The organism is Streptosporangium sp. G12, assembly GCF_052983175.1.
Window position 1 is genome coordinate 1 of sequence record NZ_JBRIQO010000015.1, and the last position, 23,134, is coordinate 23,134.

Annotated in this window: 20 protein-coding genes and 1 pseudogene; 9 read left to right on the forward strand and 12 right to left on the reverse strand. The window is 70.1% G+C overall.

What is annotated here, in order from left to right; translation table 11 throughout:
• The 4 genes from ACVCAG_RS22700 to ACVCAG_RS22715 all read right to left on the reverse strand — a co-directional run.
• Positions 1–773, reverse strand: a 773-nt coding sequence (locus tag ACVCAG_RS22700; RefSeq protein ID WP_440086060.1) for a family 16 glycoside hydrolase, incomplete at its 3' end; no start/stop codon positions are given.
• Between the two features lie 1,250 nt (positions 774–2,023).
• Positions 2,024–2,350: a hypothetical protein gene (locus ACVCAG_RS22705; RefSeq protein WP_440086059.1), complete on the reverse strand. Its 327-nt coding sequence runs from the start codon at positions 2,348–2,350 to the stop codon at positions 2,024–2,026.
• 97 nt (positions 2,351–2,447) lie between these two features.
• A complete protein-coding gene (locus ACVCAG_RS22710) occupies positions 2,448–3,896 on the reverse strand; it encodes a family 43 glycosylhydrolase (RefSeq protein WP_440086058.1) in 1,449 nt (482 codons plus the stop codon).
• Positions 3,897–4,039: 143 nt separating this feature from the next.
• Positions 4,040–5,569, reverse strand: coding sequence for an RICIN domain-containing protein (locus ACVCAG_RS22715; protein ID WP_440086057.1), 1,530 nt, complete (start codon positions 5,567–5,569; stop codon positions 4,040–4,042).
• A gap of 720 nt (positions 5,570–6,289) precedes the next feature.
• Here ACVCAG_RS22715 and ACVCAG_RS22720 point away from each other — a divergent pair.
• From ACVCAG_RS22720 to ACVCAG_RS22745, 6 genes are all read left to right on the forward strand, one after another.
• Complete coding sequence (locus tag ACVCAG_RS22720) at positions 6,290–7,570, forward strand: extracellular solute-binding protein (protein WP_440086056.1); 1,281 nt, start codon at positions 6,290–6,292, stop codon at positions 7,568–7,570.
• Between the two features lie 50 nt (positions 7,571–7,620).
• Positions 7,621–8,586 carry an ABC transporter permease subunit gene (locus tag ACVCAG_RS22725; protein WP_440086072.1) on the forward strand — a complete coding sequence of 322 codons (966 nt, stop codon included), beginning with the start codon at positions 7,621–7,623 and terminating at the stop codon, positions 8,584–8,586.
• Between the two features lie 9 nt (positions 8,587–8,595).
• Entirely contained in the window at positions 8,596–9,486 is an 891-nt protein-coding gene (locus tag ACVCAG_RS22730; RefSeq protein ID WP_440086055.1) for an ABC transporter permease subunit, read from the forward strand.
• 22 nt (positions 9,487–9,508) lie between these two features.
• Positions 9,509–10,930, forward strand: coding sequence for a Gfo/Idh/MocA family oxidoreductase (locus ACVCAG_RS22735; RefSeq protein ID WP_440086054.1), 1,422 nt, complete (start codon positions 9,509–9,511; stop codon positions 10,928–10,930).
• Between the two features lie 148 nt (positions 10,931–11,078).
• Positions 11,079–11,978: a DUF6807 family protein gene (locus tag ACVCAG_RS22740; protein WP_440086053.1), complete on the forward strand. Its 900-nt coding sequence runs from the start codon at positions 11,079–11,081 to the stop codon at positions 11,976–11,978.
• Positions 11,975–13,237: an ROK family protein gene (locus tag ACVCAG_RS22745; protein WP_440086051.1), complete on the forward strand. Its 1,263-nt coding sequence runs from the start codon at positions 11,975–11,977 to the stop codon at positions 13,235–13,237. The genes ACVCAG_RS22740 and ACVCAG_RS22745 overlap by 4 nt, the downstream gene beginning before the upstream one ends.
• A gap of 465 nt (positions 13,238–13,702) precedes the next feature.
• On the opposite strand, the gene ACVCAG_RS22750 is transcribed toward ACVCAG_RS22745, so the two are convergent.
• Both ACVCAG_RS22750 and uppS read right to left on the reverse strand, forming a co-directional pair.
• Positions 13,703–15,121 carry an oxygenase MpaB family protein gene (locus tag ACVCAG_RS22750; protein ID WP_440086050.1) on the reverse strand — a complete coding sequence of 473 codons (1,419 nt, stop codon included), beginning with the start codon at positions 15,119–15,121 and terminating at the stop codon, positions 13,703–13,705.
• Positions 15,118–15,852 (reverse strand): polyprenyl diphosphate synthase, encoded by a 735-nt coding sequence (gene uppS / locus ACVCAG_RS22755; protein WP_440086048.1) that lies wholly within the window; start codon positions 15,850–15,852, stop codon positions 15,118–15,120. The genes ACVCAG_RS22750 and uppS overlap by 4 nt, the downstream gene beginning before the upstream one ends.
• 85 nt (positions 15,853–15,937) lie before the next feature.
• Between uppS and ACVCAG_RS22760 the strand changes: the two are divergent.
• Positions 15,938–16,249 (forward strand): annotated as a pseudogene (locus ACVCAG_RS22760) (acyl-CoA dehydrogenase family protein); the annotation flags it as partial.
• Positions 16,250–16,400: 151 nt separating this feature from the next.
• Here the strand turns inward: ACVCAG_RS22760 and chrA are convergent.
• The 3 genes from chrA to ACVCAG_RS22775 are packed head-to-tail and all read right to left on the reverse strand — an operon-like array spanning position 16,401 to position 18,833.
• Positions 16,401–17,780: a chromate efflux transporter gene (gene chrA / locus ACVCAG_RS22765; RefSeq protein ID WP_440086047.1), complete on the reverse strand. Its 1,380-nt coding sequence runs from the start codon at positions 17,778–17,780 to the stop codon at positions 16,401–16,403.
• Between the two features lie 13 nt (positions 17,781–17,793).
• Entirely contained in the window at positions 17,794–18,225 is a 432-nt protein-coding gene (locus ACVCAG_RS22770; RefSeq protein ID WP_440086046.1) for a chromate resistance protein ChrB domain-containing protein, read from the reverse strand.
• Positions 18,222–18,833, reverse strand: coding sequence for a Chromate resistance protein ChrB (locus ACVCAG_RS22775; protein ID WP_447190248.1), 612 nt, complete (start codon positions 18,831–18,833; stop codon positions 18,222–18,224). The genes ACVCAG_RS22770 and ACVCAG_RS22775 overlap by 4 nt, the downstream gene beginning before the upstream one ends.
• A 124-nt stretch (positions 18,834–18,957) precedes the next feature.
• On the opposite strand from ACVCAG_RS22775, the gene ACVCAG_RS22780 reads away from it, so the two are divergent.
• Entirely contained in the window at positions 18,958–19,749 is a 792-nt protein-coding gene (locus ACVCAG_RS22780; RefSeq protein ID WP_447190249.1) for an ABC transporter permease, read from the forward strand.
• Between the two features lie 12 nt (positions 19,750–19,761).
• Here the strand turns inward: ACVCAG_RS22780 and ACVCAG_RS22785 are convergent, their stop codons facing one another.
• Genes ACVCAG_RS22785 through ACVCAG_RS22795 form a run of 3 tightly spaced genes read right to left on the reverse strand, consistent with a single transcriptional unit; the run spans position 19,762 to position 22,211 of the window.
• Complete coding sequence (locus ACVCAG_RS22785; RefSeq protein ID WP_447190250.1) at positions 19,762–20,673, reverse strand: M56 family metallopeptidase; 912 nt, start codon at positions 20,671–20,673, stop codon at positions 19,762–19,764.
• A complete protein-coding gene (locus tag ACVCAG_RS22790) occupies positions 20,670–21,041 on the reverse strand; it encodes a BlaI/MecI/CopY family transcriptional regulator (protein WP_440086042.1) in 372 nt (123 codons plus the stop codon). Before ACVCAG_RS22790 ends, ACVCAG_RS22785 begins: the two co-directional genes overlap by 4 nt.
• Before the next feature lie 30 nt (positions 21,042–21,071).
• Positions 21,072–22,211: an MFS transporter gene (locus ACVCAG_RS22795; protein WP_440086041.1), complete on the reverse strand. Its 1,140-nt coding sequence runs from the start codon at positions 22,209–22,211 to the stop codon at positions 21,072–21,074.
• A gap of 107 nt (positions 22,212–22,318) precedes the next feature.
• On the opposite strand from ACVCAG_RS22795, the gene ACVCAG_RS22800 reads away from it, so the two are divergent.
• On the forward strand, positions 22,319–23,101 hold the full coding sequence (locus tag ACVCAG_RS22800) for a cytochrome c biogenesis protein (RefSeq protein WP_440086040.1): 783 nt from the start codon (positions 22,319–22,321) through the stop codon (positions 23,099–23,101).
• Positions 23,102–23,134 lie beyond the last annotated feature (33 nt).

Here is a 23,134-nt window from a genome sequence, read left to right on the forward strand (position 1 = left end):
AGCGTCGTCGGGGCCGATTCCGTCCCGGCCGCACTGTCCGTGCCGTTCGGCGCCACGTACAGCGTGTCGCCCGGCGGGTTCGGCGTGGGGCTGAGGGTGGGGGTGGGTGTGGGCGAAGGTGACGGACCGCCGGTGGTGACGAGCACGTCGTCGAACGCGGCCGAGGAGGACAGGGTTTGCAGGCCGATACGGCCGGTGGTGGCCAGTGAACCGGTGGCCGTGGCGAACGGTGTGCCGTCGACGCTGGCACTGACGGTCGATCCACTGGTGGTGATGGACAGCGTGTACCAGGTGCCTGCCGTCACGGTGCGGGAGGCGGTGCCGAGCACGGTGTAGGAGCTGCCGTTGACCGCTTGCAGTTGCACCTTGTTTCCGGGCAGCAGGGCCAGCCGGTAGAACTTCGTGGCCGACGCGGCTCGTGCCAGCAGGCCGACGGTCGCGTTGCCGCCCAGGCTCAACGGCTTGACCCTGGCCTGGACGGTGTAGTCGCTCCAGCCGGTTCCCGGGCCCGCGAACTGGCGGGCGTTGCCGCTGCCGGCGTTGGCCTGGCGCAGGACCTTGCTGCCGTCGGTCACGATGGACCAGTCGCCGCCGGACTTCGACCAGCCGCTCAGCGAGCCGCTTTCGAAATCGTCGCTGAACGCCGTGGCGGCGTTCGCCGGGGCGACGGTGGTGCCGGTGGTGACGGCCACGACGGCCAGGGCGGTGAGCCCCGCCGCCAGCGCGGTCGCACGCCAGCGATGGCAATGACGAAATGGCGCGGATAACTTCACGGTCTGCCTTCCTGTGAACGGAGGGGATCTGTTCGTGGCGATCCGGCCGGGTTCCAGCCGTCGACGCCGGACAGGTAGTGCTGTGTGGTGTAACTGACGGCCTGGCGGGCGGCCGGTGAGAGGTCGAGCCCGTTGCCTGTGACGCCTGAGCCTGGGCTGGTGCTGCGGTACTCGCAGGCCCGGCTACGGGTCCACAGGTTTTGGGCATGTTCGTCCATGACTGGGCGGTGCCGAGGAGGCGTCGAGCACCGTCGCGGATGATCAGAGCAGCGTTGAGCTGCTGCGGTCACTCTGGGTGCTCGATACGCGCGAGGCAGGGGCTACGCCGGTTCAGGTGCCGAGGGTGGTCTACGGGCCGGTGACTCGGCTGCGGGGAGGCGTGATCGGTCTCACGACATTCTGTTCCTTTCTCGTGGGGACGACCTGGTGAGACATCGGGTTGATCGGTTCTGGAACGTGGCGTGACAGGGGTGCGGCCGCCGGTGCCGGGGGGTTTCGAGCAGCCTGACGCTGATGCGTCGGGCACATGATGAGGACCGGCGAAGAAAGTGGCGGAGATGCGGTGCCGTTCGACACGCGTTACGGCCGGCCGGGATCCGGCACGTCATCGCGGTTCGGCGGTGAGGCATCTCACGTGGCACACCGGCCAGTGGTGAGGGAAGGGATCCCGGCGATGCCCTCACGCGGTTCGGGGATGCGCCCTCACTGTAAGGAGCCACCTTAATTAGAGTCAATGGCTTTCGGTTATCTATTTGTTTCGCGGATTACCCTAAAGCGACACCCTGTCGTAACGCGGCTTCGACCTCGGATGCGCTCCTGTCGTCGCAGGTCAAGGCCAGGGGGTGCGCGTGGTCGCCGCGGGCGCGCAGACCTCAGCCCGCTCTTGCGGCCGGCCGCACACGTCGCGGCCGCACCGTCGGAGCGCATGACTCCGCGGTACGAGCTCGCGGTCAAGGAGCCTGCCGGTGTCACCTGCCGCGGCGTTGCGGCGATGGCGGGGTGTGCGGTTCCCCGTGCCGCAGCCCGTCGCGCCCGCGATGGGACTCCCATGGCGCACCCGCCCCGGGCGAGGGCCGGGAATGCGGCTTGACCTGGCCGGATGATGAATCGGCTTCGTCGCGGCAACGGAGAGCTTCTCCTCGTCCCCGCTCTGTGCTTAAATGCGGTAAGCGCTTTCCCGGCGATGTCCGCGTCCCAGATGAGGAGGTCTGAAGGGTCGTCCCCCAGAGCGTGAGGGGTTCAAGATCACTTTACGATGACCGGCCCGCACGTCCCGCGCCGTGGGTAAGGGTCGGCGAGGAGAGCGGAGGAACGCGTCGGGGGCGGCCCCGTGCCCGCGGGGATGGTCCCGCGCTCTCGTCGATGCGAGGACGGGGTGCTTCCCGTGTGTCCTCGGGCGGGAGCGCGATGATTTCGTGTTCTTCGCACTTGTGGGTGGGAATTGAGTTCAGGGCGGCGGCGTCCAGGCCGCCGGTCTTCCAGGCGAACGTGGCGCGGGAACGGTCGAGGGCGAACAGCAGCATCTCGACTTCGCCGGCGGTCAGGGACGGCTCGTTGATGACGGTGTCGTCGGTCATGGTCGGCATGCTGGGGCCGGTCCCGGACGTTTTCCTTGTCGGGTGGACGGCCGCCGAAGAGAAGCCGACCGGCTGTTCCCCGTTCTCCGTTACTCGACTACTCGACGTCGAAGCGCCGGAAACTCGCCCATCCCGCCTTTCCCGCGGCGAACAGGCCGAGGACGGCGCCCACCCACTGTCCCGGTACGGCGTCGAAGATCCCTCCGGTGCCGAAACGGCATCGTCCGCCGGTGTCCACCTCGACGCTGAGCTCGGCTTCGGGCTGTCGCAGGGGCTTTGGGGGAACCAGGTCGCGTTCGGGTTTTCCCGGCCCGGCCGCGCGGCAGGCCAGCATGGGTCCGTCGGCGGTGAGTTCCACTCCGAGCCAGGCGTAGGCGTTTCCGCAGATCACCAGCCCGGCCCGCGAGCCGAGCCCGGCCCGCAGCGTTAGTCGCGTGCGTGCCGCGAACGGCGCGGCGGGCAACCGCTGTGCCAGCACCGTGCCGCGTTCGCGCAGGTCGTCGGGACCGGGCAGGCAGGCCAGCGCCAGCGTCCCGCCTCCGACGCGCCACCAGTCGGGGCTGGGGTTGACCGGCCAGTGCCACTGCGGCCGCAACAGGAAGCTCTGGAAGGAGTCGCTCGTGGCCGTCACGGCCGCCGGGAACCCGCCGACAGGCTTGCTCCCGCCGGGCACGGGTTCGCCGTCGGCGCCCAGGACCGGCCAGCCGTCCTCGGCCCAGCGCATGGGTTGCAGGTGCACCACCCGCCCGAAGGGCCCGCGGTCCTGGAAATGCAGGAACCAGTCGGACCCGTCCGCGGTGTCCACCCAGGCGCCCTGATGCGGGCCGTTGACATCGGTGCCGCCCTGGCGCAGCACGATCCGGTCGGTGTAGGGCCCCGCGATGTCGCGGGAGCGGAAGACGGACTGCCAGCCGCGGGCCACACCTCCGGCCGGCGCGAAGATCCAGTAGTACCCGTCACGCCGGTAGACCTTGGGTCCCTCCAACGTCCGGTAGCCCGGTAGCAGGTCCCCGTCGATGATCACCTGCCCGTCGTCGAGCAACCGCTGTCCGTCGGGGCTCATGCGGTGCAACGTCAGCCGGTTGTTCACCCCGGCGCGGCTCCTGGCCCACGCGTGGACGAGATAGGCATTGCCGTCGTCGTCCCAGAACGGGCACGGGTCGATGAGGCCGAGACCGGGCTTGAGCAGGTGGGGGCTGCTCCATGGGCCGCGCGGGTCGCTTGTCGTGACGACGTGAACGCCCCGGTCGGGGTCGCCGTAGAAGATCCAGAATCGGCCGTCGTGGTGGCGCAGGGAAGGCGCCCACACCCGGCCTCCGGGCTCCGGTGTGGTCAGACCCTCCAGCCGGGGCAGGGCGTGGCCGAGGATGGTCCAGTTGACCAGGTCCCGCGAGTGCAGGATGGGCAGGCCGGGCACCTTGGAGAAGCTGGAGGCGGTCAGGTAGAAGTCATGTCCCACCCGGATGACGTCGGGGTCGGACCAGTCGGCGTTCAGCACCGGGTTGCGGTAGGTGCCATCCCCCAGGTCAGGCTGCCAAGGGCTCATCTGTTCACCGCTTCGTGTTCGTATGACGGATCGAGGCCGGCAAGACGCGGGGCGCTGGAGGAGCCGCCCGGCGGCGGGGTCATCCCCGCCGCCGGGCGGGCCGAGCCTCGCACGCCGTTGTGCGAGGCTCGGCTCAGCGTTCCTCAGGTGCCGATGTTGGCCTGCGGGCCGGTGTAGGCCCGCAGAAGGTTCGGCACGTCGGCCGTGGGGTCGAGGGTGTAGGAGTAGAAGCTCCTGGGGTCGAAGGCGGTGCCCTTCTCCTTCACCTTGCCGCTGCCCCAGTTGCTGTTGACCACGGTGTTGCCGCGCTGCACCAGTTCGCCGGCCTCGACGTAGTAGGGGTCCTTGACGGTGTCGAAGTAGCTGTTCTCGATGACCGCCTTGGTCAGGCCGCGCACGAAGTGGCCGTACCCGGTGACGTTCTGCAGGTAGTTGTTGTACAGGTGCAGGTTGGCGATGTTGTCGGCGCTGGGGTTGCGTGAGTTGGTGTTCTGGAACCAGTTGTGGTGGATCGTGATCTGCGAGGTGACGTTGTCGGTCCAGCCGATGCCGAAGGTCTTGTTGTTCTCGGCGAAGTGGTTCCAGGACACGGTGAGGTTCGTGGTGTCCTTGCGGCTGTCGAGGAGTCCGTCGTTCATCCTGGTCAGCCGGTTGTGGTCGATCCAGATGTGGTCGGCGGTGTCGATCTGGATGGCGTCGTAGTCGTAGGAGTCATCGCCCGGGTCGTCATCGGGCATCCGGGTGTCGCGGATGGTCAGGTTACGGATGATCACGTTGCTGACGCCGGCCTTGAGGAAGAAGCCGCCCCCGACGATCTCGCCGCTGGTGCCGACGCCGATGACGGTCTTGTTCGAGGCCACCCGCAGTTCGGTGCCCTTGGGGGTGATGTCGATCGTGCCCGCGACCTTGATGATGTACGGCTCGACGGCCGTGACGTAGCGGTTGAGGTCGGTCTGGTTGGTGACGGTGACGGTCTGACCGCCCGCGCCGCCGGTGGTGGGCCCGCGGCCGAGGCCGGGCAGGGCCGCGAAACCGTCAGGGGTGGAGGGCCAGGTCCGGGGCCCGGTCGGCGTGGGGGTCGGCGTCGGTGTGGGGGTGGGGGTGGGGTTCTGGGTGGTCGGCCGCTGGAACGTCCAGCGCTGGCCGGCGACGGTGGCGCAGGTCTGCTGGGTGACGGCTCCGCCGGAGGAGCCGGCCAGGCACAGGCCGTTGGTGGCGACGATCTGGTAGAGGCCGCCGGCCTGGCCGGTGAAGGTCCACTGCTGGTTGGGCTTGTCACCGCTGCCGCAGCCCCACTGCTGGATCTGCGTGCCGGGCGAGGAGCTGGCGCCGGTCACGTCGAGGCAGCGGCCGCTGTTGACGTTGACGAGCTTGAAGCGGCCCCCGCTGGAGGCGACCACCCGGAAGTGCTGCCAGGTGGCGGTGGCCGCCGCGCAGGCACCCTGCTGCAGCTTGGCACCGTTGGCGGTCCCGTGATCCTCGATCTCGGCGCACGCGCCGCTCTGGTCGCCGACGAGCTGGTAGACGCCGCCGGCGACGGGTGCCTCGCCGGCCGAGGCCCCGGCGGGGGTGATGATCGCGATGATGGCGAGGGCCGCGAGTAACAGCAGGGCCGCGGCGGCCGCCGCGGTGCCGCCGCGGCGGCGGCGGAGGGGTGGGGCGAACGATGTCACGAGGTGGTCTTCCTTTCCGGGGGCGTGGCTCTGGGGCACGGCGGATCCGTGGCACCGGCCGAGGCCGGACGTCGTGGTGTGACGGCCGGGCGGTCCGTCGTGACGTTCACCGCGTGGGGCCGGTGCGGTGGTGACGTTGAGGAGCCCGGTCTGCCTCTGAGGGGATCTCGGAGGCCGGGGCGATGTCACGGAGAACTGCACGTGGCTTCACCGCATCGATAAGGCGCAAATGTTGACAAAGCCCTCGACAACGGGAGGCGCGCCCTCACTGTAAGGAGAGCGGTAATTAGAGTCAATGGCTTTCGGTAATCATTTGTTTCTTCGATTGACGTAACCTGAAACGCTGTCGTAACGTGACTTTCGACATCAGGCGTGCGCCCCGCCACCGCGGGTCGCCGCTGTCGGAAAGACGCGAACGACCACCGTGGGAGCGACCTGCCCGCCCCGCTTCTACGGGCGGCGGCACGCGTCACGACCCCTGGAGCACGGCCGACCCCCGCCGTGATCCGGCCGTCAAAGGTACGCCGACCCGCGTCGCCTCCCTCACCGTCACCGCGCCGGTACACGCCCGCGTCCCTCCCGGGCCGGCCCGATGACCCGACACCCCCCAGAAACCACACGCCGTGACGCCGGCTCACCGGCACCTCGCGAAGGGACTGCGCTCCGATGACCGATCGACCCGCACGAATGGCCGGCGCCCGATTAAGCCGCCGCGATCTGATGAGAACGGCCGGGCTGTCCGGTCTCGCCCTGGGCCTGACCGCCTGCGGCCGTGGATTCGGCGGTGGCGGCGCCGATCCCGGGGCCGGTGGCGTTCAACTGAACATGGTCTGGTGGGGTGACGCCGCCAGAGCGCAGAAGACCCAGGCCGCGCTGGACATCTTCACGAAGAAGAACCCCGGCGTCACCGTGAAGACCGAATACCAGGACAGCGGCCCGTACAAGGACAAGCTGGCGACCCGCTTCGCCGCGGGCAATCCGCCGGATCTGATGATGATGCGCATGGACAGCCTGCGCGAGTACGCCGACCGGGGAGCACTGCTCGACCTCAACGCGCACACCGGCGCCGTCGACCTGTCCGGGCTGAGCGAGGGCGCCCGGTCGCTGTCGACCGTCGGCGACAAGGTCTTCGGCATCCCCTCCGGCCTGAACACCCTCGGCTTCGTCGTCAACAAGACCGTGACCGAGAAGTACGGCGTGAAAATCCCGGACGGCGATACCTGGAGCTGGGAGGACCTGGCCACCTTCGCGCGAGAGATCTCCACGGCCAGCGGCAAGAAGGTCTACGGCACCGGATTCGACGCCGACACTCTGGCCAACGTCATCACCTTCACCCGCCAGCGCGGGGAGGAGTTCTTCACCGAGGACGGCAAGCTGGGCGTCAGCGAGGCCACGATCGTCGCCTGGTTCGAGATGTTCGGAGCGATGCGGGACGAGGGCGGCTACCCGCCCGCCGGTTTCTTCGAGAACGTCGGCTCCTCGGCCGAGCAGTCGTATCTGGCCAAGGGCACGGTGGCCTCCCAGATCATCCCCACCAACAACTTCCTGGCCTACAACGCTGCGGCCGGCGGCAACCTGGCCCTGCTCCGGATGCCCGGCGAAACCACCGGCAAGCGGCGCGGGCAGTCGATCGACACCCCGGCACTGTGGTCGATCGCGGCCGCCTCCAAGCATTCCGCCCAGACACTGAAACTGCTCAACTTCCTCATCAACGACCCGGACGCCTCCAGAGCGACCGGCACCACCCGGGGCGTGCCGGCCAACACGAAGGTGGCCGGTGAGATCAAGGCGTCCCTGCCGCCCGACGACCAGGTCGCCACCGACTACCTCGTCCGCCTGCAGAAGGAGGAACTGCCGCGCGCCTACGCCTACCCTCCGGGTGCCAGCAGCATCGCCTCAACCCTGGAGTCGATCGCCGCCGAGGTCGAGTTCAAGCGGCAGACCCCCCAGCAGGCCGCCACCGCGATCGTCGAGGCGGGCAGGAAGGCGCTCGGCGGGTGACGCACGCGAGACGCCCGCCGGGCGAGGAGAGCGCGCCGGGCCGCGCCCTTCTGGATCGCTCGATCCCCAACACGCCGGCGGACGCCGCGCCCGGGCCCGCGAACCAGCAGGAGGCGGCCCGGCGCGGTGGGCCGCGGCGGCGCTCCAAGCCGCCCCAGGACCATGCCGGCTATCTGTTCCTGCTGCCCTGGTTCGCCGGGATGCTGTTCACCGTCATCCCGTTCTTCGCCTCCCTGTACCTGGCGTTCACCGACTACAACCTCCTCAACACGCCACGGTGGGCCGGCCTGGACAACTTCGCGCAGATGCTGCGCGACCCGGTGCTGCACCAGTCGCTGAAGGTCACCTTCATCTACACGTTCGTGTCGGTGCCGCTGTCTCTGGTCGCGGCGCTGGCAGTGGCCATGCTGCTCAACCGTGGCGTCCGAGGGCTGCCCGTCTACCGGGCGATCTTCTACCTGCCCTCCCTGCTCGGCGGCAGCGTCGCCGTCGTCCTGCTGTGGCGCTACATCTTCGGCCTCGACGGCGTCGTGAACGGGTTTCTCGGCTGGTTCGGGGTCGAGGGCCCCGGCTGGACGTCCGACCCTGACTACGCCCTGACCACGCTGATCGTCCTGCACATCTGGACCTTCGGCTCACCCATGGTGATCTTCCTGGCGGGGCTGCGACAGATCCCGGGCATGTACTACGAGGCCGCCGCCATCGACGGCGCCTCCCGGTGGCAGCGGTTCCGCTCGATCACCTTGCCACTGCTGAGCCCGATCATCTTCTTCAACCTGATCCAGTCCCTGATCTCGTCTTTTCAGACCTTCACCCAGGGATTCATCATGAGCGGCGGCACCGGCGGACCGGCCAACTCCACCCTGTTCTACAACCTGTACCTCTACCAGCAGGGCTTCTCCCAGTTCAACATGGGCTACGCCTCGGCCATGGCCTGGATGCTGCTGGTGATCATCGCGGCGTTCACCGCGATCAACTTCCTGGCCGCGAAGTACTGGGTCTTCTACGACAACTGAGGTCACGTCATGTCGATCGCCACCCCGGCCCCGCCCTCGCCGGAAGAGGACAGCTTCGTCGAGCGCGTGGGCAGGACCCGCCGATCCCGGTACGCCAAGCACATACTGCTGTGCCTGGTCGGCGCGGTCATGATGTACCCCCTGCTGTGGATGATCTCCAGCTCGCTCAAACCCGACGAGCTGATCTTCACCGATCTGTCGTTGTGGCCGGCCACGGTGGACGTGAGCAACTACATCGACGGCTGGACCGCCCTGGAGCAGCCGTTCACCGTCTATCTGGTCAACTCGCTGGTGATCGTCGTGCTGAGCATCGTCGGGAACCTGGTCTCCTGCTCGCTGGCGGCCTACGGCTTCGCCCGGCTGAAGTTCACCGGCCGCAAACTGTTCTTCACCCTGATGCTCGGCACCATGATGCTGCCCGGTCACGTGCTGCTGGTGCCGCAGTACATCGTCTTCGCCAACCTGGGCTGGCTCAACACCTACTACCCGCTGCTGGTGCCCAACTTCCTGGCCACCAACGCGTTCTACATCTTCTTGATGGTGCAGTTCATGCGCGCCCTGCCCAAGGAACTCGACGACGCCGCCCGCATCGACGGCTGCGGACCGTTTCGCACCTTCTGGAAAGTCATCATGCCGCTGTGCCTGCCCGCGTTCGCCACCACGGCGATCTTCACCTTCATCTCGGTGTGGAACGAGTTCTTCGGCCCGCTGATCTACCTGACCGACTCCGAGCTCTACACCGTGCCGCTGGCCCTGCGGCAGTTCATCGACTCCGAAGGCCAGTCGCAGTGGGGGCAGATGTTCGCCATGTCCTTCCTGTCGCTCGCCCCGGTCATCGGGTTCTTCATCGCCGGCCAGAAGTACCTGGTCAAGGGCATCGCCACCACCGGCCTGAAATAGCATCTGGGAGGATTTCCCGCTCATGCCCCATCATCAGGGACCGGCAGGACGCCGGTACGCGTTCGTCGGCACCGGATCGCGCGCCCGCATGTATCTGGAGGCGCTGCTCGGCCCGTACGCCGACGTCGGGTACCCGGTGGCCTTCTGCGACACCAACGAGGTGCGCATGGCCTACTATGACCGCCTCGTCGCCGAAGCCCGGCCGGATCTGCGGATCTCCCACCACCCCGCCGACCGGTTCGGGCGGATGCTCACGCGCGAGCGCCCCGACGTCGTGGTCGTCACCTCACCGGACGCCACCCACGCCGACTACATCAGCCAGGCGCTGCGCCACGGCGCGGACGTGGTGGTGGAGAAACCGCTGACCGTGGACGTCGCCGGGCTGCGGCAGATCCAGGACGCGCTCGCCGCGAGTACCGCGCAGCTAACCGTCACCTTCAACTACCGCTACTCGCCGCGCAACACCCTGGTGCGCCGGCTCCTCGCTGACGGCGCCATCGGCGAGGTCACCTCGGTGGCGTTCGAATGGTGCCTGGACACCGTGCACGGCGCCGACTACTTCCGCAGGTGGCATCGCGACAAGGCCGTCTCCGGCGGCCTGCTGGTCCACAAGGCGACCCACCACTTCGACCTGGTCAACTGGTGGCTGGCCGACACGCCCGCCGTCGTGTTCGCCCGCGGCGGCCTGCGTTTCTACGGCGCCGACAACGCCCGCGAGCGGGGCCTGGGGCCGCGGCCGGAGCGCAGCAGGGACGCCGTCGGCTCAGCCGACCCGTTCGCGCTCGACATCCTCGCCGACGACCGGCTGCGCCGGCTCTACTACGACGGCGAACACCTGGACGGCTACACCCGCGACCGCGACGTCTTCTCCGAGGGCATCACCATCGAAGACAACCTCAATGTCGTAGTCGGCTACCGTCGCGGCGCGTCGATGTCATACACCCTGCACGCGCACAGCCCATGGGAGGGGTACCGTGTCGCGATCAACGGAACCGAGGGGCGCATCGAACTCGACGTCGTCGAGCGCGCGCACGTCGAACCCGACACGGCCGGCGCGACGATCGGCGCCGCCACCGCCCCGCGCGCCGTCTCCCGGACCGCAGAAGCCGTCGCGGACCCCGGCGCCGCCGAGGATGACCACCGTGATGGGCGGGAGCAGCCGCGCACGAGGGGGGCGCGGCTGCTCCTGCAACGCCACTGGGAGCGCGCCATGCTGGTACCGATTCCCACCGCCCGGGGCGGACACGGAGGAGGCGACGCGATGCTGCTCGACGATGTGTTCCGCACTCCTGCCGGGGACCCGCTGCACCGGCAGGCCGGATTCGCCGACGGCGCGGCGAGCGTCATGGTCGGCATCGCGGGCAACGAGTCGCTGCGCACCGCGCAGGCGGTGTGCCTCGACGACCTCGGGCTGTCACCGGCTCCCGCGGCCGATCGCCGCTGAACAACGCCTCGATCATGGGGCAGGGGCCTTGACCACCCACCACTCTCGAGCCTGGTGACACCGAGAATTGTCGTACGCTCGACAAACACAGCGACCTTGGGGATGGACCCTCGGCCTCGTCGAGGCGGAGAGAGACGGCGATACGATCATGCATGCTCCCGGCGTACACCCGGTGCTCGCCGACCAGCCGCGAGGCGTCGCCGTGCTGCGCCTGCGCGGACACGACGTCGCCCGGTACGTATGGGGGCCCGACATCCCCCTGTCCGCGTCGCCGCGGCCCTACCTGCATCCCGTACGCACGCTGGCCGGGGTCACCGTCACCGACGCCGCCCCCGACTCCCACACCCACCAGTTCGGGATCAGCGTCGCCTTCCCCGAGCTAGACGGCTGCAACTTCTGGGGTGGCCGCACCTTCGTCGCGGGCCACGGCCCGGCCTGGCTGGACAACCACGGCACCCAACGCCACCAGCGCTGGACACGCCGCACAAGCACTGAGCTGGACCACACCCTCCAGTGGATCGGCGCCCAGCAGGCGACACTGTTGCGGGAGCGACGCTCGATCACCTGCCGGATGCTGAGCGAGACCGCCTGGTCACTCGGCATCCGGACCCGGCTCACCAATGCCGCCGAACGGCCGCTGACGTTTCGCAGCCCGGCCGCGCTGGGCCGGACCGGCGCCGGATACGGCGGTGTCTTCTGGCGCGGCCCCGCCGTCACCGGCGTCGCCCAGGTCCTTAGCCCGGCCGGTACGGACCTCCCCCACGTCCACGGCCACAGCGCCGACTGGGTCGCCGTCACCGGCACCGACCACGACGGACGCCCCTGGACGATGGTCTTCACCCCCGCGGACGAGGTCACCGCGCGAAACAGGTGGTTCGTCCGCGCTCGCGACTACCTCGGTGTCTGCTCGTCGCTGACCTGGGACGAGCCGTTCACGCTCGCTCCAGGTGAGAGCGTCGAGCGGCACGTCGCCGCCGTGGTGGCCGACGGCGCCCTCTCTGCCGCAGCCGCCGCCGGGCTCGCCGTCACTGCCCGGGCGGCGACATGACCGGAAACATCCGGCCGAGCCGGCCCCGGCAACCGCAAAGTCCCGTCCGGCAGGAGAACCTGCGCACCCTCAACCTCGAACTGATCTTCCGGCACATCGTCGCCGCCGGACGCCCCATCTCCCGCACCGAGCTGGCGACGGTCACCGGCCTGACCCGCCCCACCATCACGCGCATCGCCGAGGACCTCCTGGCCGGTCAGCTCATCACCGAAACAGGCCTGACCCACAACGGGCGCGCGGGCCGTCCCCGCGTCGGCCTGACCCTGTCCGGCAGGGGACCGGCCGGGCTCGGGCTCGACATCCGCGCCGATGCGCTGGCGGCCTGCGTCGTCGATCTCACCGGCACCGTCCGCCATCTCGCGTTCGCCCCTTCGGCGTACGCCGGAGCCGACGCCCCCGACGTGCTGGCCCGCCTGGCACACATGGCCCGTGCCGCGATCGAGGCCGCAGCTGCGCAGGACCTCACCGTCGTCACCGCCACCCTGGCCGTCCCCGGCCCCGTCCACGCCGGCATCGTACGGTCCGCGCCCGAGCTCGGATGGCGCGACGTCGACGCCGAGGCACTGCTGCGCGCCGCCCTCGACCCCCTTGATCTACCGCTCACCGTCGACAACCAGGCGAACCTCGCCGCACTCGGCGAGCTGTACGCCAGCGACAACACCCTCAGCAGCTTCGTCTACGTCTCCGGTGGGCTCGGTATCGGCGCCGGCATCGTCTTGGACGGGCACCTCATGCGCGGCGCCCGCGGCTGGAGCGGCGAACTCGGGCATGTCGCGGTGTACCCCGACGGCAAGCCCTGCCCGTGCGGCTCGCGCGGCTGCCTGCAGGCGTACGCGAGCCTCCCCGCGATCCTCGGCGACGAACCCGCGCCCGCCGGCACCACGCCCGACATCGCCATCACCGACCGCGCCGAGACCGGTGACCCCGCCACCCTCGCCGCGCTCGACGGCGCCGGCACCACGCTGGGCATCGCTCTGGCCGACATGCTCAACATCCTCGACATCGACACCGTCCTGCTGGGCGGCAGCTTCTCCCTCCTGGCGTCCTGGCTCACCACGAACGTCAGAGTGGAGATCGACCGACGTGTCCTCAGCGCCGCGTGGGCACCCATCACGGTCCGGCCCGCCCTGCTCGGCCCGGACGCCGCCGCCATCGGCGCCGCCCTGACCTCCATCGACCAGGTCAGGCAACACCCTACCGACTGGCTGACCCGCCGATCATCCCAACCATGGCACGCCGCCTCCGCTCCGCCATCGTGAGCCGAACGCCTCCCGGCCGTACACCGGCTACAACCGGCGGCGGGGAAGTGAGTCATCAGTAGCCGAGGGTGCGGTCGACAAAGCCGCGCGGATCCCGCCGGCTTCCCTCCCGGAGCAAGGAACTCACTCCCCCCCGAGAAACGATCACGATGATCCCAGGAAGCAATCTTCCGAGCCCTTACTCCATCTCGGGTCGCTGAGTAGGCCCGGGGCGCGGTACCGGGATCGCCGAGACCGGACGCAACGCGGTCTCGCCCGCTGTGATCGGCCGCCACTGTCCCGAGGGGGTGGTGAACCGGCGACGGACGTCCGTCCAATTCCTGCGGGACGGCTGGGTCGTCGGTTCGGCGGCGTCGGAGACCTTCGAACGGTGCCGGACTTCCTCCCGCCACCACGATGACGAGGATCCCGGCCGCGACCATGATCTCGTTCCCGCCGGTGAGCGAACGCGATCATGCCGACCAGCTAGGACAGGAGGAAGGTGTAGGCGACCGAGTGCTGCTGCCCGGACATGAAGGACAGGAACTGGCTGACGAAGGCGCTGCGCGAGTAGCTGTCCCCCCTGCCGGTCAGGTCGCGGTGGAAGGCCGTGCGGAACAATGCCTGATACTCCTGGACGCCGATCATCTGGTCGTCGTCGACGTCGGTGACGTCGAACAGCACCTCGGCGATCTTGACCAGCCCGGAGCTGGGCAGGCAGGCGGCCGAGGCGGCGTATTCCTGGCGCGTGACACGCCCGTCGCCGTCGGCGTCGAGACCGGCCCGCAACTCCCCCCACCAGGCGGCGTAGGCGCTGTAAAGCCGTTCCTCGTCCCGTTCCTCCAGGTCGAGCCGAGTGGCGACCTCTCTGGCCATGGCGGCCAGGTCGGGCCAGGCGAGGTAGCCGTCGCCGGTCTGGTCCAGAACCTCGGCGAAGAACCGGTCAGCCGAGCGTGTGGCTTGATCGGCCTCCTCGGAAGCGGGGGTGATGAGCCTGAGCATGGCCGCGGCCTGGCCGGCCTTGCGGCGCAGGTCCGCCCACGGCCCGGCCCCATCGCCGTGGTGGGGATCCAGCAGACTCATGAACGAGCTGGTGTGCACCCAGCCGTCTGGAAGCAGGCGAGTAGCCAATCCGGCGGTCAGGTAGACCCCGTGCATGAGCGCCCGCGTCCCTGGGAGGTCAGGCAGGGCGACACGCCGGCAGAAGGATTCCGGCAGCGAGGCGATGGTGACCGCGGCGGCCACAGGGCCTGCCACAGCCCGGCCCGCGGCCCACACCGCGGGATGGCCGCGCAGCAGGGGCGGTGCGGGCACGTTGGCGAAGAGCCGGTAGAGGATGACGCGCACCGCCTCGGTGCTCTCCAGACGATGGTCGATCATGTCGTCGTAGTAGTGCCAGAAGTCCTGCAACGTCGCGGGAAGCTGGTCGCTGTCGCCCTCGAGCAGGGTCAGAAGCGTTCGGAACTCGGTGTAGAGCCGTTCTACGGCGGGCCCGTCGAGCGACTCACCGCTCAGCCGGTACATCGTCACCGCCGACTCGAACAGGGTCGCCACCACCCAGGCGCGTGCTTCGGCGTCCATCGCGTCGTAGCCGCGACCTTGCGGGTCGGTGCCCGAGATGCGGGCGTGCAGACGGTTGAGGCGAGCCGCCTCTCGGCTGCGGACATGCCGATCCGGGTCGAGCAGCCGTTGCGTGCTCACCACGGTGTTGCGCAGACGCCGCCACGGATGAGTCACGAATGTCGAGTTGCCGATGAGCGCCGCGCCGATCTGCGGGTGCGCGGCTTCCAGAACCGTGGCGCGGGTCACCGCAAGGCCCCAGCGTGCCTCGTTGACGAGGCGGTGCAGCATCGAGTTCGGACCGAAGACGTCGACGGTCTCCCGCGCGGTGGGCTGGTTCGTCAAAGTCCCTCTCCCGTCGTGGTGATCGGCTGGCGGACATCGCCGAACCGGCGCCGGCGCCGCCGGTAGGCGTCGAGGCATTCCCAGAGGTGGGTCGCGCGAAAGTCGGGCCACAGCACCTGCGGGAAGACCCATTCGGCGTAGGCCACCTGCCAGAGCATGAAGTTGGAGATCCGTTGCTCTCCGGAGGTGCGAATGACCAGATCCACATCCGGCGTGTCGGAGTACGGAAGATGCCGGGCGAAGGTGGCCTCGGTGACCTGCTCGGCGGGTACGGCGGCGCGGATCAGCGAACGGGCGGCCTCCACGATGTCGTGGCGTCCCCCGTGATCGAAGGCGATCGTCAGCGTCATCTGCCTGTTGTCACCGGTAAGAGTCATCAGATCGGTGATGTCTTGAGCCAGCAGGGGTGGGATCCGCGGATCGGTCATGCCGAGGAATCTGCACCGGACACCTCGCGCGTGCAACGCCGGTGCGTGCTTACGGATGGCCCGGCGCACGAGCCTCATCAGGATGTCGACCTCGCCCGCCGGTCTCCGCCAGTTCTCGGTGGAGAAGGCGTACAGGCTCAGCCACTCGACACCGGCCGAGCGTGCCGCCTCGATGGTGTCGATCACGGCCGTCTCCGCCGCCTCGTGGCCCGCGGTGCGCGGCAGCGATCGCCGCGTGGCCCACCGCCCGTTCCCATCCATCACACAAGCCAGATGACGCGGCACTCCGCTGATAATTTCCATAGCGAAGCGTGACTATAGCATTACCGAAAGTATCGTCGGGTGTCGCGGGCCGTGACCCTCGGATAGCGGCGAAGCGCGGGTCGCCGACCTGCAACTCGTCCAAGCGCTCGTCTTCGAGGCCCTGCTCGCGAACAGGACCACCCGCCCGCCGGTGTTCGAGGCCGTGGCCCTGGTGGAGGCCGGGTCGAACGCCGGAGTCGAGACCGGCCTGGCCAAGGTGGCCACCGCCCGGATGATCCAGCAGGTCACCGACGCGGCCATCCAGGTTCACGGCGCGGCCGGACTCGGGCCTGACACCCCGCTGCCCGCGCCGTTTCGCACCGGCCGGATGGCCCGCCTCCTCGACGGCCCCGACGAACTGCACGTCAGCGCGGTGGCTCGCCGAATCCTCGGATGAACCTCGCCCGCGCGACCTCCACACCCGCCCCCGTCATCACGACGATGAAGATCCGCGTGGATATGAGCCAAGGCCGGGCGGTCCGGCCGTGATGGACGGTCCGCCCGGCGCAGAGCCCACGGTCATCGGGCACGGCAGCCTGTGGTTCCGCTCAGGGCAGCAGGAGGGAGGCGATGCCCAGGGCCGCGCAGATGCCCAGGATGCGTAGCATCGGCCAGCGCAGCGCGAACGTCATGACCAGGGCCGCGGCGGTGATGACCAGCGCCACGACGTTGACGGTGGCGACTTCGGGAAGCTGGACGCTGAAGGGGCCCTGGGCCCAGGTGAAGGTCCGGGTGAACAGGGTGTGCTGGGCGAAGTAGAGGGCCAGGTTGGCGATGACGCCGACGACCGCGGCGGTGATGCCGGTCAGGGCGGCACTGATCGCGGCGTTGTGGCGCAGCCGCTCGATGTGGGGGGCGCCCAGGAAGATGAACAAAAAGCAGGGCACGAAGGTGACCCAGGTGGTCAGCAGGGCGCCCAGCAGCGCGCCCGCCCAGGGGTTGAGCATGCCCGGATCGCGGAAGGCGCCCAGGAAGGCGACGAACTGCACGACCATGATGAGCGGCCCGGGGGTCGACTCGGCCAGCGCCAGGCCGCGCACCATCTCACCGGGGGTGAGCCAGGCGTAGGTCTGGACGGCCTGCTGGGCGACGAAGGCCAGCACCGCGTAAGCGCCGCCGAAGGTGACCAGGGCGGTGCCGGAGAAGAACAGCCCCTGGGTGGTGAAGACGCTGCCGGTGCCGGTCAGCAGGGCGACGGCGGCCACCGGCAGCCACCAGGCGACCAGCCCGACGGCCAGGATCTTGCCCGCCGAGCGCCAGCTGGGGGTGGCGTGGTGCAGCGCGTCGTCGGAGATCAGCGGCGCGGGCCCGTCGTCGGCGCCGTGCCCGCCACCGCCCTTCTTCACCAGGGCGGGTCGGAACCTGTACACCGCCCAGCCGATGAGCGCGGCCGCGGCGACCACGACGGGGAAGGGAACCGCGAACAGCGCGAGCGCGGCGAAGGCGGCCACCGCGACGGCGACGAAGAGCGGGTGGGTCAGCGAGCGCCTGGCGACCCGGATGACGGCCTGGGCCACGATGGCCAGCACGGCCGGCGCGATCCCGGCGAACAGGGCGACCACCACGGAGGTGTCGGCCCAGATGACATAGACGGCCGAGAGGGCCAGCAGCGCGAGCATGCCGGGCAGGACGAACAGGGTGCCGGCCACCAGGCCGCCGCGGGTGCCGTTCAGCAGCCAGCCGACGTAGATGGCCAGCTGCTGGGCCTCGGGGCCGGGCAGCAACATGCAGTAGTTGAGGGCGTGGTTGAAACGCTGCTGGCCGATCCAGCGTTTCTCCTCCACCAGGGTGCGCTGCATGACCGCGATCTGCCCGGCCGGGCCGCCGAAGGTCTGCAGGGAGATGCCGAACCAGGCGCGCACCGCCTGGCGAAACGGGATCACGTCCCCCGAGGTGGTGGAAGTCGTGGTGGGCGGGTTGGTGGTCATCGGGTGCTCCGGTTCAGGCGGGTGGGCGGCCGAGCAGGAACGCCCGCCGGTAGTACTCGTACAGTCCGTCGAACAGCGGGCCGGTCAGCTCCAGGACGCGCTCGTCGTCGCAGACCATGGACAGCCCGCGCAGGACGACGTCCAGGCCCGGGGCCTCGGGAGCGTCGTAGCGCTCGTCGTCGACGTCGGCCTCGTGCACGATCTCGGCGATCTTCCACAGCACCGGGTCGGTCAGCTCGTAGGTGCGCAGGATCGTCTCGAAACTGCAGTCGGCGCCGTGGTGGGACAGCTTCACGCCGCGCATGTCGAACGGGGTCGCCTCAGATGGCACCTGGGCCGGGTCGTCGACGAAGGTGAAGCGCGCCTCGGCGTCGAGGTGGCGGCGGATCAGCCAGGCGCACGCCGCCCGGTCGATGTGCACCCCCGCCCGGGTCGCCCACCTCATCGCGGGCCCGCCTTCGAAGTCGGTGCCGTCTCGGCGTCTTGGCCCCTGACGGCCGCTGGGTCCTCATCGGCCCTGCCCACCACCGGGTCGTCACCGCGGCGGGCGGAAACCTGCTCAGACGCCTGCTCGGGCGAGGTCAGGGCGCGAACCGCCTGGTGGGCCACGTCGCGTTCGGCGGGGGCGAAGAAGTCGCGGCGGCCGATGCGGCGCAGCTCCGCGCGCAACCGGCCCGCCACCCGCGAGCGCTCCCCCGCCCCGGCGCCCTCGACGGCGCGGGCCGCGGCGACGACCGCCAGGTACTCGGTCCGGCGAGCCGCCTGCATCTGCTCGGCGATCGCCCGCTCCTGGGCCAGGCTCGCGGGGGTGGCCAGCCAGACCGTGGCGGTGCCGTCCGCGGCGCCGATCTCCTCGGCGATCCAGTCGAGCTGCTCACGGGTGCGCGCGTCGGCGGGCAGCGCCACCAGGCCGTCGCCGAGGCGGGCCACCCCCAGCCGCTCCAGCTTGCGCCAGACGGCGATCCGCGGCGCCGAGGGCTGGCGCGGGATCCGGTAGGCCAGCAGCACCCACTGCCCCACCTGGCCGGGCGGCGCCAAGGGATCATGATCCACGAAGCACTCCTTGGTATCGGTAACTATGGTCACTGTAACCACGGTTACTATTAAAGAGGAAGAGGGTCGGCACGGCACTCACCTGGCGCAGGCGTGGCGACCAAGCAGGGCAAGGAGAGCGCGGATGGGGCAGAAAGGGTTCGTCCTGGAGCAGGTCAGCCTGCATCGCGGGGGCACACCGGTCCTGGCCGAGATCTCCGCGCACCTGCCGCCGGGATGTTGCACGCTGGTGACCGGGCCCAGCGGGGTGGGTAAATCGAGCCTGCTGCGGTTGCTCAACCGTCTCGCCGAACCCAGCGCCGGACGGATCTTGCTGGACGGCCGGCCACTGAGTGGCCATGACCCGCTGCTGTTGCGCCGCCGGGTCGCTCCGGTGGCCCAGCACATGGTGCTGCTGACCGGTTCGGTGGCCGAGGAGCTGGCCGTGGGATGTCCCGGCCTGGATGCCGCTCGCGCCGCCGACCTGCTGGAGCAGGTGGGTGCCTCCTTCCTGCCCCGCTCCACCGAGGGCCTGTCCGGGGGGCAGGTCCAGCGCCTGGGCCTGGCTCGCGCGCTGGCCACCGGTCCGGAGATCCTGCTGCTGGATGAGCCCACCTCGGCGCTGGACGCCGCCGCCGCCTTTGCCTCGCACGCCCGTACCGCCCTGCGCACCGCGGTGATGCCCGCCGTCGACGCCACCAAGGTCGTCGGGCTGATCAGCCTGCCGGGCGCCATGACCGGCCTCATCCTGGCCGGCGTGGACCCGCTGACCGCTATCCGCTACCAGATCGTGGTGATGTACATGCTGCTGGCCGCCGCCACCTTGGCCGCCCTGGTCTCCGCACGTCTGGCTCGCACCGCCCTGTTCGACGACGCCCACCGCCTCCACGATCTTCCCGCCGCCTTGCCGACACCGCCCCCCGAACGCCCCCGCTGACGCGGACGACGGTCACATCGGCAGCAGGAACAGGCTGAGCGGGGTACTGGCCACGGTCAGCGCGGCGGCGAGGGCCAGCACGCGCAAAGCCAGGGGCATCCGCGCCGGGGTGCGCAGACGGCTGATGCGAGCGTCCATGTCCTGACCGGCGCCGCCGAGAGTGCCGGCCGGCGACAGGATACGGTCACAGTCGCGAAAGCGCCGCAGCGCCTCCACCAGCACGAGGCGGTCGCGCTCGTGGGCCGCGCGGTCGTCGGCGCGCATCTCCACCAGCAGCGCCACCGCCTCCAGCATCACCTGGATGCCTCGGCTCCACGGAAAGGCACGCCGCAGCGCGGCGAACGGGAGCAACACCAGGTCATGGCGCTCGCGGGCGTGCGCGCGCTCGTGGGCGAGCACGGCCTCCAGCTCGCGGGGCCCGAGCAGTCCCAGGGTGCCGGTGCTGACGACGATGGTCGCGCGACGGCCGGGAAGGCAGTAGGCGGCGATGTCGGGATGTTCCAGCACGAGGGCCTGCCGGGCACCGGGATCGGTGCGGGCCACCAGGCGCAGCAGCGCGCGGTGGCGACGCCGCAGCGAGGCCACCGACAGGGCGCTCACGGCGAACGCCACCAGCACCCAGGCGGCCATCGCGACCCCGGCGACGGTGAGGGTCACCTGTGCGGCCGACAGGTCGTGCCGCGGGCGGCCACCGGCCAGGTCGGCGGCGAACCGCCCCAGGGCGGGCAGCACTCCGAGCCGGTAGGGGGCCAGTCCCACCGCGACCGCCGTACCGACGACCGACAGCAGCGTGGACAGGCCGATGGCCTGCCAGATGAACAGGGCGGTTCGCGGTGCCCGCCACGACCAGGTGCCGCGAGCCATCACGAGGGCGGCGGCCAGGCAGGTGAGCAGGACGATCAGGTGGTGGGCGACGTACGTCATGACGGTGTGCCGCCGGGGTGGTGCGGCAGTGCCTCGCGCAGGGCTTCGGCCTCGTCGTGGCTGACCGAGCGGGCGAAGCGGCTCAGTGCGGCGATGCGGTCACCGGTCTCGCTCAGCGCCGACAACATCAGCTCGGCGATGTAGACCTCGCGCCCGGCCGCGGCCGTGTAGCGCCAGGTCCGCCCGTCGTCGTCGCGTTCGCGCCGGATGAAGTCCTTGCGCACCAGCCGGTTCATCACCGTCATCACCGTCGTGTAGGCCAAGCTCCGATCGCTCAGCCGGTTGACCACGTCCCGGACGGTGAGCGAGTCGTCACTGCCCCACAGCACGTCCATGATGGATCTTTCGAGGTCACCGAGACTGTTCACGCATCCTCCCTTGGCGTCGTCGAAGCCTATCTAGGCGCGCTCGCCGTCCCGGACGGCTGCCGGGGCGGCCAGGACGCAGGCCGCCGCCAGACCCGCCAGGCCCGTCCCGGCCAGGTAGGGGGCGACGACCGTCAGGTCGAACAGCGCTCCGGCGCCGGCGGGCGCCAGGACACGGGCCGCGGCCGACGCCGACTGGCCCAGGCCCAGGCGGGCTCCTCGCTGCTGCGGCGGGCCCGCCGCGGCCAGCAGGCTGGCCAGGGTGGGCGTCACCATGCCGTGACCGGCCGCCAGCAGGCACACCGCCACGACGCACCACACCTGGGAGGCCAGCGCGACGACGGGCATGCTGATCGCCATCACCGTCACGCCGGCCGCCGCCACCGGGGCCTCTCCCCAGCGGCGCGCCAGCAGCGCGACCGGCCCGGCCTGCACCACGACCATGGCGAGCCCGGCGGCGGCCAGCACCAGGCCGATCGCCGAGACACTCCAGCCGAACCTGGCCTGCCCCAGGAAGGCCAGGGTCGTCTCCATGCCCACGAACGCGGCCATGGCCAGAAACTGCGTGGTGGTCAGCAGCAGCACCTGCCCGGCGGGTGCCCGCGAAGGTCGCTCCTCGCGTGGACGGCGAGCCGGTTCGGGCAGAAAGAGGGCCGCGGCCAGCAGGTTGACCGCTGCCAGGGCCGCCGCGGCGTAGGCCGACGCCGCGAAACCCCACGGCGCCAGCGCCGCACCCAGCGCGGGGCCGACCACGAACGCCATCGCGATGGCGGCCCCCATCTGGGCCATGGCGCCCGTGCGCCGCTGCGGCGCGACGGCGTCGCCGATGTAGGCCTGGGCGACGGCGATGCTGCCGCCGAAGGCCCCGGCCAGCAGCCGACCCGCCAGCAGCCATCCCAGTGATCCGGCCGCCCCCGTCAACGCCAGCGACAACACCGATCCGATCAGGGCCACCAGCACCAGCGGGCGCCTGCCGTAGCGGTCCGACAACCGGCCCAGCACGGGCGCCGAGACGAACTGCGCCAGCGAGTACGACGCCATCAGCGCCCCGAACCACAGGCCACCGGCCCCCAGCTCGGCGGCGTAGAACGGCAACGCGGGCAAGATCAGCGTGAATCCCAGCAGGTCCACGAAGACCGTCAAGCAGATGACCAGCTGCGCCGAACGCCGCACCGCACACTCCCTGATTTTTCGGCGGGGGCGAATCGGCCACCGCTACTACAGCGTGTAATGCTACAGCGTGTAGTAGATGCCCTTCGGGAGAGCAGGGAGATGAGGCAATGAACCAGCAGCTGGCCCTGATCAGTGACGCCGCGATGTTCGTGGCACTGATCGTCTACGTATTGGCGTTGGCCGCCTTCGCCGTCGAACGAGCCGTGCTGCGCCATCGCCCACCCGTCGAGGTTCCGGCAGTGGTCAGGGTGGGAGCGCCCACCGCGATCCCCCCACGGCTCGCGCCTGTTCCCGGCGGCCACACGCGACGGCAGATCGCGGGCCGGGCGGCGGCCTTGTGGCTGGTCGTGGCCACCGCGCTGCACACGCTGGCGGTCGGCCTGCGCGCAGCGGCGACCGGGGCGATGCCATTGGGCAACATGTACGAGTTCGTGACCGCCTCCGCGCTCGCCGCCTCGCTCACCTACCTGATCGTCGCGCGCGCTCAACCGGTCATCCGCTCCGCCGGCCTCTACCTCGCCGGCGCGATGAGCGTCGCGCTCGGCTCGGCGATCACCGGCCTGTACGCCCAGGCCGGTCCCCTCATCCCCGCGCTGCGCTCGTACTGGCTGCTGATCCATGTCACCGCGGCCGTCGTGGCGTTCGGCGCGTTCACCCTGGGGGCGATCACCTCCGGGCTGTTTTTGCGCGCCCGGCATCGTGGCGTCGCGCACGGGCCGTCGGCGGCGGCGCTCGACCTGCTGGCCAAGCGCCTGCACGCCCGGGCCACCCGGGGATGGGGTGCCCACCGCGTGGCCGCCATCGCGATCGGCGCCTACGCCTGCCTGCTCTTCAACCTGGTCGGGGTGAACCTGCTGTTCAGCTCCCTGCACTCCTACGCCGGGCTGTGAGCACGGGACGCGGTGGCCACCATTGAGGCCGGG